Genomic DNA, 12,460 nt, shown 5'->3' with positions numbered 1-12,460 from the left:
GAGAGGGAGTGACAGCGCTTACCTCACTCACGGTAACCGATTGCCGATATACATTCAAGACTCTCGATGAATTGATCTTGCAGGCCCCCAATGGAACGGCCCCGCGGTTCGCCGCGGGGCCGTTCCTCAAGCACTAGGCGTCGACCGCGTCGCGGTCCTCCTCCTGGGCGTCCTTCGCCGGGCGGCGGGACCAGTACGCCGCCAGCAGCGAGCCGGAGATGTTGTGCCACACCGAGAACACCGCCGCGGGCAGTGCCGCGACCGGGTTGAAGTGGGCCGTCGCCAGCGCGGCGGCGAGGCCGGAGTTCTGCATGCCGACCTCGATGCTGACGGCGCGGCGGCCGGTCACCGGCAGGCGGCCGAGCCTGGCGAGCCCGTAGCCGAGGGCGAGGCCGAAGCCGTTGTGCAGCACCACGGCCAGGACGACGAGCGCGCCGACCTTGAGCAGCGTGTCGGCGCTTCCGGCGACGACCGCCATGACGACGAGGGTGATGCCGAGGACCGAGACGAGCGGCAGCGCGCCGAGGACCTTGTCGATCGCGCGCGGCGCGAAGCGGCGCAGGAGCAGGCCGACCACGACGGGGACGAGCACGATCTGGATGATCGAGACGAAGAGGTCGCCCGCGTCGACGGGCAGGAACTCCCCTGCGAGCCAGAGGACCAGGACCGGCGTGAGGAGCGGGGCGAGGAGGGTCGAGACGGAGGTCATCGCGACCGAGAGCGCGGTGTCGCCTTTGGACAGGTAGACCATGACGTTCGAGGCGGTGCCGCCGGGCGCGGAGCCGACGAGGATCATGCCGACGGCGAGCATCGGCTCCATGTCGAAGGCGAGGGCGAGGCTGTATCCGGCGAGGGGCATGACGAGGTACTGGGCGACGACGCCGACGAGCACAGGCCAGGGCCGCCTGCCGATGATGGCGAAGTCCTTGGGCTGCAGGGTCATGCCCATGCCGAGCATGATGACCATGAGGAGGTAGGGGACGGCGGTGCCGAGCGGCGCGAAGGTGGTCGGGGTCGCGAAGGCGACCGCCGCCGCCGCGAGCACGATGGCGGGCAGCCAGGTGCCGGTGAGGTCGCTGATCCGTTTCAACATCAGGGGGAGTCGCTTTCTGCTTGGATCACTGGGGCGTCGTTGCCTTTGAGCAGGGGCGCGAGGGGTGGAGGGTGGACGCGGGACGGCTGACACTCTACTCGTCCGCCGAGGATTGGGAATCTGATTCCCAGGATGTGATCGAGTGGGTGCGCGAAAAGGGCGCGCGGGCGTTCTCACCAGTCCGCCCGCGCGCCCGGTCCGGTCAGTCGTTGACCGCCCGCAGCACGGGCTTCGCTGTCAGCGCCCGCTGGAGTTCGGCGGAGGCGGCGATCGCCTCGCTCCGGACGGTGAAGGTGACCTGCTCGCCGGGGACGAGCGTGACGAGGGCCTTGTCCACCAACGCGTCGGGGTCGACGCGGTCGGCGAACAGGCACAGGTCGCGCAGCACGCTCTCGGCGTGGACGGTGACCTGGACGCCGCCCTCGACCGCGGCGACCTCGGTCGTGAACCTGGCCGTCGGCCAGTCCATGTCCTTGTCCTCCTTGGTGAACCAGGTCGCGCGCGGGAAGTCCTCGCGGCCGGTGAGCAGGAACTCGCCGTCCTTGGGGATCGCGCCCGGCTCCAGTTCGAGCACGGCCGTGTCGCGCGGGTCGATCTCCATCTGCACGAGCGCCCGGCCGATGATGCGCCCTTCGGCGTTGCACTTCCAGAACCCGATCACGCCGGTCCAGGCCTCGGCGGAGTCGTTGACCACCACCATGTTCAGGCCGTCACCGTCGGGCTGGAAGGTCACCATGCGCTCGGCGAACACGTCGCGCAGCGCGTACCAGAGCGGCTTGAGCCGCTCCTCGCCGTCGATCGCGGCCCACGAGGTCACCGGCCAGCAGTCGTTGAGCTGCCACACGATCGCGCCCGAGCAGTACGGCTGGAGCGAACGGAAGTACTCGACGCCGAGGCGGACCGCGCGCGCCTGGTTGACCTGCGTGAAGTACAGCCAGTCGTCGAAGTCGCGCACGGGCGGCAGGTGGGCGTCGAGGCCGCGCTGCAGCTTGTCCTGGCCGTTCGCGGCCTTCTGGTGCCACAGCATCGCGGGGCTCGCGGCTTCGAGCGGTTCGTCGCTCACCATGCGCCGCACCGTGGCCCACGTCGGCGGCGCCTGGTAGCCGAACTCGGCGACGAAGCGCGGCTTCCAGTCGCGGTAGTGCGCGTAGTCGCGGTCGTTCCACACGTCCCAGATGTGCACGGACCCGTGCGCCTGCTCGTTCGGGTGCAGTTCGCGCACACCGGAATAGGGGCTGCCGGGCCAGTACGGCCGGGTGCCGTCCACTTCGGCCACCAGCTTCGGGAGGAGGTCGTGGTAGTACCCCGCGCCCCAGGTGCGCTCGCCCAGGTCGCCCTGCCAGTCCCAGTCGTGCCAGCCCCACAGGTTCTCGTTGTTGCCCGTCCAGGTGACCAGGCTCGGGTGCGGGGCGAGGCGGGCGAGGTTGTCGCGAGCCTCGGCCTCCACTTCGGACCAGAAGGGCTCCTCTTCGGGGTAGGCCGCGCAGGCGAACAGGAAGTCCTGGCCCACGAGGAGGCCCAGCTCGTCGCAGATCCGGTAGAAGTCCTCGGACTCGTAGACGCCGCCGCCCCACACGCGGATGTAGTTGATACCGGCGGCGACGGCCTGGCGCAGGCGGCGCTCGACGCGGGCGGGGTCGACGCGGCTGAACAGGGCCTCGTCGGGGATCCAGTTGACGCCCTTGATCCAGACGGTCTCGCCGTTGACCTTGAGGTCGTACGGGCGGCCGTCGTCGTCGGGCTCGGTGTCGAGTTCGACGGTGCGGAAGCCGATCCGGTGCTCCCAGGTGTCGCCCGCCGCGGTCACCTTGACGCCGTAGAGCTTGCGCTCGCCGCGGTCGTGCGGGCGCCACAGCTCGGGGTCCGGGACCGCGACGCGCACGTTCGCCGTCGCGACCCCGGCGGCGAGGCGCACGGTCTCGGTGACGCCCGCGACCTCGCAGACGACCTCGATGTCGGCGTCACCGGCGGTCGCGAGGCTCACGGCGAGGTCGACGACCCCGATACCGTCCTCAAGGGATACTCGCGGCACGACCTCCGCGATGCGCGCGGTCTTCCAGCACTCCAGGCGCACCGGCCGCCAGATCCCGGCCCCGGCGAGGTTCGGACCCCAGTCCCAGCCGAAGTTGCAGGCGGCCTTGCGGATGAAGTTGCCGGGCTCGGGGTAGGCGTTCGGCCGGTTCCCGAGCCGGTCGCGCTGCGCCTCGGCGTACGCGTACGGCGCGGTGAAGTGCACTTCGAGTTCGTTGGGCCCCTCCCGCAGCAGGGAGCGCACGTCGAAGCGGTAGCGGCGGTGCATGTTCGCGGTCTCGCCGACGACGGTGCCGTTGAGGCTGACCCGCGCGACCGTGTCGAGCCCGTCGAAGACCAGGTCGATCCCGTCCCAGTCGCCTGTCTCGTAGTCGAAGGCGGTCCGGTAGGTCCAGTCGTTGCGGCCGACCCAGGCCAGGTCGCGTTCGGCCTCGTCCACGTACGGGTCGCCGACGAGGCCGGCGGCCAGCAGGTCCGCGACCACTTCGCCCGGCACGGCGGCCGGGATCGCGTCGACGGCCACCGGGGCCTCGGGGTCGCCGGTGACGGTCCAGCCTTCGTGCAGGGTTCGCTTGGCGCTCAAAGAGACTCCTATGCCTTGGTGCGAGCGGTGGGCACGGCGCGGGACGCTCGGCAGCGAGCGTCCCGGACCGGACGTCCACATGCCTTGATACTCGGACGGCGCAATGCCCTCGACGACGTGCCCCCGGGAGAGGACGAAGGACACCGCCGTCGGCAGCGTAGCCAGCGCCCGCGCGACCGCCGCATGCCTGTCGGCCCAGGGCAGCGCTTAACCGGGTAAGCCTACTGGGCAGGTACTCCGCATCCTAGCCAGCCGACACCTTGACCGCACCGCGACCGCACTGAAATCATGTCTGCCGAGGTCGCGAACCATCACGGCTGAACCGGTTCGCGTCGCCGGTGCGCTACAGTCTGGAAGCCTGCGGCGCTCCGCGCCCGCCGGGCCCGAAGCCACCTGAGAGGACCACCGATGACCAGGCGAGTCACCATCGCCGACATCGCCGCCGCGGCGGGCGTGTCGAAGGGCGCGGTCTCCTACGCCCTCAACGGGAGGCCCGGCGTCTCGGAGGCCACCCGGGCCAAGATCCTCGCGATCGCCGCCGAGATGGGCTTCGTCCCCAACCGCGCCGCCCGCTCCCTCTCGGTCGCCTCCGCGCAGACCGTCGGCATCGCGCTGCGCCGCTCCGCGCGCACCATCGGCATCGAGCCGTACTTCATGGAGCTCATCAGCGGCATCGAGTCCACCCTCTCGGCCGGGTCCTTCGGCCTGACCCTCCAGATCGTGGGCACCGTCGAAGAGGAGTTGGAGGTCTACCGGCGCTGGTGGGCCGAGCGCCGCGTCGACGGGGTGTTCCTGTGCGACATCGGCACCGTCGACCAGCGGCTCGACTTCGTCGCCGACCTCGGGCTCCCCGCCGTGGCCGTGGGCGGGCCCGTCGAGGGCGCGCGCTTCCCCGCCGTCTGGCACGACGACGTCGAGCCGTGCCGCGACATCCTCGAGTACCTCTATGCGCTCGGCCACCGGCGCGTCGCCCGCGTCGCGGGCATCCCCGGCCTGCTGCACACCGCCATCCGCGACCAGGCCTACGCCGACACCACCGCGGAGCTCGACTTCGAGTCCGTCACCACCGTCCACAGCGACTACACCGGCGAGCAGGGTGCCCAGATCACGAGGCGGCTGCTCTCCTCCGCCAAGCGCCCCACCGCGATCGTCTTCGACAACGACGTCATGGCCGTGGCCGGACTCGGCGTCGCCCACGAACTCGGGCTCGAGATCCCCGAGCAGCTGTCGATCGTGGCCTGGGACGACTCGCAGCTGTGCCGGCTCACCCACCCCGCGCTCACCTCGCTCACCAGGGACATCGCGGCGTACGGCGCCGACTGCGCCGAGGTCCTCATGACCCTCATCGGCGCCAACAAGGAGAGCGAGCCGCCGATCGCCGAACCGCGCACTTTCTCGGTTCAGCACCGGCCCGCCCAGCTCTCGCCGCGCGGCTCCACCGGACCCGCGCCCCACTAGCCCGAGAACGCTTGCATCACCGCTGTTCCAAGCCGTTCACGGGCGAAAACGCCGACACGTCTTGAACCCCACCGATATTTATGGTTCTCTATGTTGAGATCGGATTAACCGATTCACCTCTCACCGAACCGAAAGATGGGATCGACATGGATACCGGCACCTCCGCCGACGCCGCCCCGGCACGGCGTCGACCGTCCCGCCGAACACGCAAGTGGCTCTTGGCCCTCACCGCAGCCGTCACCGTCGTCCTCGCGGGCGCCTGGCAGCTCATGCCCGCGGGCGCGCAGCAGACCGGCGGTTTCTCGATCGACGGCACGCAGCTCATCGACGCCAACGGCAACCCGTTCGTCATGCGCGGCTCCACCCACCCCGACGTCTGGTACCAGGGCGAGTTCGCGAGCTTCGGCGAGATCAGCGACCTCGGCGCCAACACCGTCCGCGTCGTCCTCGGCTCGGGCCAGCGCAACTGGGGCACCACCAGCGCCGCCCGCGTCCAGCAGATCGTCGACGAGTGCAAGGCGCAGCGACTCATCTGCGTCCTCGAAGTGCACGACACGACCGGTTACGGCGAAGAGGCCGGCGCGGCCACCCTCGACCAGGCCGTCACCTACTGGGAGGGCCTGTACTCCGTCCTCGAGGGCGAAGAGGCCTACGTGCTCATCAACATCGGCAACGAGCCGATCGGCAACAACAACCCGTCGCAGTGGACGCAGGCCACCGTGAACGCCGTGGACCGCATGCGCGACATCGGCTTCGAGCACACCCTCGTCGTCGACGCCCCGAACTGGGGCCAGGACTGGACCAACACGATGCGGGCCCAGGCGCCCACCGTGGCGGCGGCCGACCCGCTCGGCAACACCCTGTTCTCGGTGCACATGTACCAGGTGTACAGCTCCCCGCAGACCGTCATCGACTACTTCGACGCGTTCGAGGCGATGAACCTGCCGCTCATCGTCGGCGAGTACGCCGACACCCACCAGGGCTCCACGGTCGCGTGGGAGACCATCCAGTCCGAGGCGCACGCGCGCGGCATCGGCTGGATCGCCTGGTCCTACTCGGGCAACTCGGACCCGATCCTCGACCAGGTGCTCAGCTTCGACCCCAACCAGATGACCACGTACGGGCAGCGGGTCTTCGACTCCACCTACGGCATCGGGAACACCTCCGAGCGCGCCACCGTGTACGGCGACGACCCGGGCCCGACCACCCCGACCACGAGCCCTACCGACAACCCGACCACCGGCGGCCCGACCGAGGGCGACTGCACCGCGAAGATCACCGTGGTCGGCTCCTGGAACTCGGGCTGGCAGGGGAACGTCAGCGTCACCGCCGACCAGGGCGCGGTCGACGGCTGGCGGCTCACCTGGACGTGGGCCGGGGCCACCCGGATCACCAGCAGCTGGAACGCCGACATCACGGCCTCCGGCGCGGGCGTGACCGCCGAGGACGTCGGCTGGAACGCGTCCGTGGCCAGCGGCCAGACCCGCGAGGTCTTCGGCTTCATCGCGACCAGCCCCACGGCCACACCGGCCGTGACCTGCGAAGCGATCTAGCGCCGCAATGAGAGAACGGGCGGCGGACCATCTGGTCCGCCGCCCGTTTCTATGCTCTTGCCACCGCGTCCGGCGCTAGCCGTTCTTGGTCGGGAGCTGGAACTTGCCCACCCCGCCCTTCGGCATCTGGGAGCGGACGCTGCCCTTCTTGTTGCCGATGGCCTGGTGGCCGGTCTTCTCGGCCTTCTTGCCGCGGGCGAGCGCGCGGCGCTGCTCGCGGTTCAAGGGCTCTTCGACGGCGGTTTCTTCTGCGGCTTCTTGGGCCTTGGGAGCTTCGGCGGTCATACGCTTCCCCTTTTCGGGTAGAGAGTGAAGAGACGTGAGCGCGAAACGGAGTCAGACTCGACGTCTCGGGAAATGGCACTCATTCGTATTGGCGGCCTCATCGAAGGAGGCGGCCGAATCTCTTCTAAAAGATCATGGGCCCACTCTAGCGGCTGCGCGTGCCGGACACAACGGGCTTTGCGCCGCGCCCGCGGGTGACTACCCTCATACGCATGACCCAGCACCCTCCCGCGAAGCTCGCGCGCGTGCGCACGGTCGCGCAGGACGCGATGCGCGGCGCGCGCTGGTGGACGCTCCTGGACCTGGAGCGGATCCTGCGCGGCGACACCGAGTTCTGGCGCGACCTCTGGGCGCCGTCGCTGGCCATCGCCGCCCACAAGGTGGGGCTCAAGCACGCCAGGGCGCGGCTCGACGAGGCGATCGAGGCCGGGTTCCATCAGACCGACCTGTTCGAGCCCGAGCTCTCGGCGGCGTTCGGCGCGGACCCGGACTGGGACGCGGTCCTGGAGCGCGCCCGCGCGAACGTCCCCGAACCGGCCCTGCGGCTCACCGCCTGGCCCGAGCCGGGAGCGGCCGCGCCGCTGCGCCTCGACCGCGTCGAGGCGCACCGCGAGCCGCAGCTGCTCCCCCGCCTGCCCCGGCCCGCCGCGACCGCCTGGGAGACCGCGAAGGCCCTGCTGGGGTGGACGGCCGGGCTGTGGCGGCACGCCAACGCCCGCATCAACGCCGGTGACGCGCTGGACGTGCTCGAACAGGTCGCCAACGGCGCGCGCTACTCGTGCGTCGAGTACTCGATCGTGCTCGCGCAGGGCCTCAACGCGCTCCGCGTCCCGGCCCGGCGCGTCTGGCTGCGGCGCGGCGACTACCACGACGGCGTCGGCCAGGGCCACGCCGTGGCCGAGGCCTGGATCGACGACCTCGACCAGTGGGTGCTGCTCGACGGCCAGCACGGCGCGTACTGGGCCGACGAGGGCGGCAGGCCACTGAGCCTGCCCGAACTCCAAGCGCGCGAGCGGCCCGCGCGGCCGGTCCACGTCGGACCGCGCGCGCTCATGAAGGACCCGGGCCTGTGGTCCGCGTACTTCGCGCACGCCTCGGTCACCGGGATCGCCTGGGAGCCCGCGGGTTTCGTGCCGGTGTTCCAGGACGGCCAGGTCCTCGCGGCCGACCGCCTCGTCCGCGACAGCGCCGACGCCTACCCGCGCCTCTCCGACCTCGCGATCGGCATCACGGCCGTCGGCGGGGCCCCGGCCGTGGAGCTGAAACCGCTGCACCCGTTCGCGATCGGCGGCACGTGGAACGGCGAGGTGATCGCCGCGCACGGCCGCCAGCGCTTCGCGCGGCCCCTGGACCGCGACCCCGGCGAGCACAAGGCGGAGCTGGCCGCCCTGACTCCTTACGGCCCCTTGACCACGAGGGAACTGCGCTGGACGGCGGCCTGACCGCGACATCCGCGCATCGCCTCGGCGCAGTCCGGAAATATTCCTAGCATTCCGATGGGATTACTGCTACATTCGAGTCATGAAGCCCGCCACCGCACTCGCGAAGCGGCGCGCCGTCGACCAGATGCGCGTCGCCAGCGCTCTCTGTCGCCGCCCACTCCCCAGCTGAGCCGACCCGCCGCCCCGAGACCGGGCCGCCCGGGATCCAGGCGTACGCCGATCGCACTTCCTCGGGACTCCGCCGATCACCGACCCGCCGCGCCGACTGCGGCGGCGTCGCCCGCAGCGCTGGCCCCGATCCCTTCCACAGCGGCCGCTTCCGCGCGCCGCCGTGCCCCGAACCCCGTTCCCCGCCGCGTTCACTCCCAATGCAAGGAGCACCATGTCCTCCACCGACCAAACCTCCATCTCCCGCCGCGCGATCCTCGCTGCCGCGCCCGTCGCCGCCACCGGCATCGCCGTCGGATCCGCCTCGGCCGCTTCGGCCGCCCCCGAATCCGCCTCGGCCGCAGTGCTCACCTGGTTCGACGTCACGAACGACGCCGTCACCGCGGCGCCCGCCCCGACCCAGGTCACCAACAGCCGCACCTGGGCCATCGCCTGGCTCGCCGCCGCCCGCGCGGTGCGCCGGGCCCCCCACGGCGTCAACGCGCGACACTACCGCGAGGCCGCGCTGGCCGCGGCCGTCCACCGGGCGCTCTCCGCGCTCGCCCCGACCCAGCAGACGGTCCTCGATGCGGCCCTTGCCGACGCGCTCGCCGCCGTCCCCGAGGGCAGTGCCAAGCGCAAGGGCGTCGCGGCCGGAAACGCGCGAGCCGACGCGCTGCTCGCCGAACGCCAGGGCGACGGCCTCGATCCGGCGTCGGTGAACGTCGCCTGGACGCCGCCCGCACCCGCGCCCGGCATCTGGCAGCCGACGCCGACGGCGTTCGGTCCGGGCCTCCAGGCCGGGACCCGCAACGCCGTGCCGTTCGTGCTCGAAAGCGGCGACCAGTTCCGGCTGGAGGCCCCGCCCGCGATCGGCACCCCGCAGTACCGCGCGGACATCGAGGAGGTCCAGGTCTACGGCGCGTTGGACAGCACCGCGCGCACCCAAGAGCAGACCGACACCGCCCAGTTCTGGCTCGGCAGCTCGTTCGTGCTCTACAACCCCGTGCTCAGGGCCGCCCTGGAGCACCACTCCGGGTCGCTGCGCGACCAGGTGGAACTGGTGGCGCTCTTCCACGTCGCCTCGGTCGACACGCAGATCGCGACCTCGGACTCGAAGTACGCGCACGTGTGGTGGCGGCCGGTCACCGCGATCGCCGGGGCGGTCGAGGACGGGGACCCCGCGACGATCCAGGACCCGGACTGGGCGCCGCTGCACAACACGCCGTCGCACCCGGACTACCCGAGCGGCCACAACACCTACTCGGGATCGGCCGAAGAGGTGCTGACCCAGCTCGTTGGCGACGGGCCGGGAGCGCCGTTCACCATCCCGAGCCCGTCCGCGCCGGGCGTCACGCGGACGTACACGACCTGGCATCCGCTGACGACCGAGAACGTCGACGCGCGGGTCTGGTCGGGCATCCACTCGCGCACCGCGGATCTCGCCGGCGTCGAGCTGAGCCGCATCGTGGCCGCGCACGTGCTGAGCCGGGCCGGGGACCTGCTCGGATAGGGCTTCGCTCCTGAGGAGACGGGCGCTCCGACCGCGTAGTGCAGCCGGTCGGGGCGTCCGTTCTCGTGCACCATCCGGGAGATATTGACATTTGCCTATCTATTGACAGGCAAACGCTCGCACGGTAGGTTTGCTTCACTTCCCTCGAAAACCATTGAGAAGCCGCGACCCGGCGGCGCTCCCGCAGCAGAACGAACGGCGGCCGAAGACTCGGTGCCGATTGGGAGCGCTCCATCGGTGCGGCTCGCGATGCGCAAGACTCGCAGGATTGGCGAAGACCCCCGGCTCCCGGCTCGTCGGAGGGTCTTCGTCGCGGAAGAGCCCCGAAAGGCTCAGCGCAGGGCCTCGTCGAGGATGTAGCGCTCGGCGTCCAGCAGCCGCAGGTCCCGCGCCGGGCGGCGCAGGTGCCCCTTCTCGACGATCCGCTCGAACGCGGGGTCGCCCGCCTGGGCCATCCGGCGGATGCCCTCGATGTGGTCGACGATGCGCTTGCGGATCACCTTGATGAACCGCTGGCGGTCGCGGTCGGAGAGCCCGTACGCGTCCGCGAACATCCGCAGCCGCCGCGCCCGGTCGGGCTTCTTCCAGCCCAGCGTGACCGAGTCGCGGTCGGTGAAGATCGGCACCCAGGTCCAGGCCGCGTAAGCGACGTCGTAGATCCGCGCACCGGGGCTCGCCAGGTCGAAGTCGATGAGCGAAAGCGTCCCGTCAGGACGCCAGACCACGTTGTGCGGCGCGGCGTCGTGGTGGCAGATGACCTCGGTGTCCGGCGGCGGCGGCCCGAAGGACCGCCAGGTCGCCCCCTGCGGCGGGCGGAAGCCGTACTGCGCGTCGTGGAACATCCGCAGCATCTTCGCGACCGCGCTCATGGCCTCGTCGGTCGTCCAGTGCGGCGCGAGCGGGTACTTCCCCGGCTCGCCCTCGACGAACGAGAGCACCTCCCGGGCGTGCTCGTCGATGCCCAGCACCCTCGGCGCGCCAGTGAAACCCGCGCCGTCCAGGTGCCGCAGCAGCGCGTGCACCGCCGGCGTCCAGGGTCCCGTGTTCCGGCGGACGGTGTCGCCCAGCCGGACGACCGTGCTCGTGTTGCCGCCGATCAGCGGAATCTCGTCTTGGCTCACCGGTCCCCGCAGTGCCTGCCGTCTTCGTTAAAGGGGTGTCAGGACTCGGCGCCGTCGACGATCGCGTCGACGAACGCTCCGACTTCGAACGGGGCCAGGTCGTCCGGCCCCTCCCCGAGTCCGACCAGCTTAACCGGTACCCCCAACTGCCGCTGAACCGCGATCACGATCCCGCCCTTGGCGGAGCCGTCGAGTTTGGTGAGCACGATGCCGGTCACGTCGCAGACCTCGCCGAAGACCTTCGCCTGCTGCAGCCCGTTCTGGCCGGTCGTCGCGTCGAGCACGAGCAGCGTCTCCGCGACAGGGCCCTGCTTCTCGACGACCCGCTTGACCTTCCCCAGCTCGTCCATCAGCCCGGCCTTGTTCTGCAGACGGCCCGCGGTGTCGATGAGGACGACGTCGGCGCCCTCCTCGGCCCCGGCCTTCACCGCGTCGAACGCGACGGAAGCGGGGTCGGCGCCCTCGCCGCGGCGCACCACCTTCGCGCCCACGCGCGAACCCCAGGTCTCCAGCTGCTCGGCGGCCGCCGCGCGGAACGTGTCCGCCGCGCCCATGAGCACCGTCTGGCCTTCCGCGATGAGCACCCGGGCGACGCGGCCGCAGGTCGTGGTCTTGCCCGAGCCGTTGACGCCGACCATCATGATCACAGCCGGACCCTCACCCGAAGGCGAGACCGTCGCGATCGAGCGGTCGAGCTTCGGCTCCAGGACGGCGGTGAGCTCGGTCTTCAGCAGGCTGCGCAGCTCCGCGGGGTCGCGCGTGCCGAGGACCTTCACGCGCTCGCGCAAGCGCTCGACCACGTGGGTCGTGTCGGCGATGCCCACGTCGGCGGACAGGAGGGTCTCCTCGACCTCGTCCCACACGTCGTCGTCGAGCTTGTCGCTCGCCAGCAGCGCCAGCAGGCCCTTCCCGAGCGCGTTGTTCGACCGCGCCAGGCGCGACCGCAGCCGCACGAGGCGGCCTTCCACGGGCTCCGGGGTCTCGATGCCCGGCGCGGCGGGCTTGGGCGCGGCGGGCGTCGCCTCCGCTTCAGGCTCGGCCGCCTTCGGGGCCTCGACCTGCGGTTCCTCAGCGGGAGCCTCGACGGCCGACTTCGAGCGCGAGGCGCGGACGCCGAACGCGACGCCGACGGCCGCGGCGATCACGACGACGGCCGCGACCAGCCAGATCCACAGGTTGTCCACAGGGAAATCCTCCACAGGTTCGAGTGCACAACCACTGTACTGGGGCGCGC

The 12,460-nt window shown here is 71.0% G+C and carries 9 protein-coding genes; 4 read left to right on the top strand and 5 right to left on the bottom strand.

What is annotated here, in order from left to right; all coding sequences use genetic code 11:
- Positions 1-133: 133 nt before the first annotated feature.
- Both ACGGCP_RS08390 and ACGGCP_RS08385 read right to left on the bottom strand, forming a co-directional pair.
- Positions 134-1,093, bottom strand: coding sequence for a bile acid:sodium symporter family protein (locus ACGGCP_RS08390; protein WP_392962914.1), 960 nt, complete (start codon positions 1,091-1,093; stop codon positions 134-136).
- A 202-nt stretch (positions 1,094-1,295) separates the two neighbouring features.
- The gene (locus tag ACGGCP_RS08385; RefSeq protein ID WP_392962911.1) at positions 1,296-3,707 is read right to left on the bottom strand and encodes a glycoside hydrolase family 2 protein; all 2,412 of its coding nucleotides are present in this window, start codon (positions 3,705-3,707) and stop codon (positions 1,296-1,298) included.
- Positions 3,708-4,115: 408 nt separating this feature from the next.
- On the opposite strand from ACGGCP_RS08385, the gene ACGGCP_RS08380 reads away from it, so the two are divergent.
- Entirely contained in the window at positions 4,116-5,165 is a 1,050-nt protein-coding gene (locus ACGGCP_RS08380; RefSeq protein WP_392962909.1) for a LacI family DNA-binding transcriptional regulator, read from the top strand.
- Positions 5,166-5,311: 146 nt separating this feature from the next.
- Positions 5,312-6,718 carry a cellulase family glycosylhydrolase gene (locus ACGGCP_RS08375; protein ID WP_392962906.1) on the top strand — a complete coding sequence of 469 codons (1,407 nt, stop codon included), beginning with the start codon at positions 5,312-5,314 and terminating at the stop codon, positions 6,716-6,718.
- Between the two features lie 75 nt (positions 6,719-6,793).
- Here the strand turns inward: ACGGCP_RS08375 and ACGGCP_RS08370 are convergent, their stop codons facing one another.
- Positions 6,794-7,003 (bottom strand): hypothetical protein, encoded by a 210-nt coding sequence (locus ACGGCP_RS08370; RefSeq protein ID WP_392962904.1) that lies wholly within the window; start codon positions 7,001-7,003, stop codon positions 6,794-6,796.
- Between the two features lie 212 nt (positions 7,004-7,215).
- On the opposite strand from ACGGCP_RS08370, the gene ACGGCP_RS08365 reads away from it, so the two are divergent.
- Positions 7,216-8,445, top strand: coding sequence for a transglutaminase domain-containing protein (locus tag ACGGCP_RS08365; protein ID WP_392962902.1), 1,230 nt, complete (start codon positions 7,216-7,218; stop codon positions 8,443-8,445).
- A gap of 382 nt (positions 8,446-8,827) precedes the next feature.
- Positions 8,828-10,105, top strand: coding sequence for a vanadium-dependent haloperoxidase (locus ACGGCP_RS08360; protein WP_392962899.1), 1,278 nt, complete (start codon positions 8,828-8,830; stop codon positions 10,103-10,105).
- Positions 10,106-10,437: 332 nt separating this feature from the next.
- On the opposite strand, the gene ACGGCP_RS08355 is transcribed toward ACGGCP_RS08360, so the two are convergent.
- Complete coding sequence (locus ACGGCP_RS08355) at positions 10,438-11,226, bottom strand: phosphotransferase enzyme family protein (protein WP_392962896.1); 789 nt, start codon at positions 11,224-11,226, stop codon at positions 10,438-10,440.
- A 38-nt stretch (positions 11,227-11,264) separates the two neighbouring features.
- The gene (ftsY, locus tag ACGGCP_RS08350; protein ID WP_392962893.1) at positions 11,265-12,410 is read right to left on the bottom strand and encodes a signal recognition particle-docking protein FtsY; all 1,146 of its coding nucleotides are present in this window, start codon (positions 12,408-12,410) and stop codon (positions 11,265-11,267) included.
- Between the last annotated feature and the right edge of the window lie 50 nt (positions 12,411-12,460).

It is taken from the genome of Glycomyces sp. NPDC048151 (assembly GCF_043202775.1).
Classification (GTDB): domain Bacteria; phylum Actinomycetota; class Actinomycetes; order Mycobacteriales; family Micromonosporaceae; genus Glycomyces.
Note: the sequence above shows the minus strand (reverse complement) of the source record. Positions and strands in the feature narration are given on the sequence as shown.

Excerpts from the sequence above, each read along its gene's own strand:
- ACGGCP_RS08380 (WP_392962909.1), top strand. The coding sequence starts at position 4,116 with ATGACCAGGCGAGTCACCATCGCCGACATCGCCGCCGCGGCGGGCGTG.
- ACGGCP_RS08360 (WP_392962899.1), top strand. The coding sequence starts at position 8,828 with ATGTCCTCCACCGACCAAACCTCCATCTCCCGCCGCGCGATCCTCGCT.
- ACGGCP_RS08390 (WP_392962914.1), bottom strand. The coding sequence starts at position 1,093 with ATGTTGAAACGGATCAGCGACCTCACCGGCACCTGGCTGCCCGCCATC.
- ACGGCP_RS08370 (WP_392962904.1), bottom strand. The coding sequence starts at position 7,003 with ATGACCGCCGAAGCTCCCAAGGCCCAAGAAGCCGCAGAAGAAACCGCC.
- ACGGCP_RS08365 (WP_392962902.1), top strand. The coding sequence starts at position 7,216 with ATGACCCAGCACCCTCCCGCGAAGCTCGCGCGCGTGCGCACGGTCGCG.
- ACGGCP_RS08375 (WP_392962906.1), top strand. The coding sequence starts at position 5,312 with ATGGATACCGGCACCTCCGCCGACGCCGCCCCGGCACGGCGTCGACCG.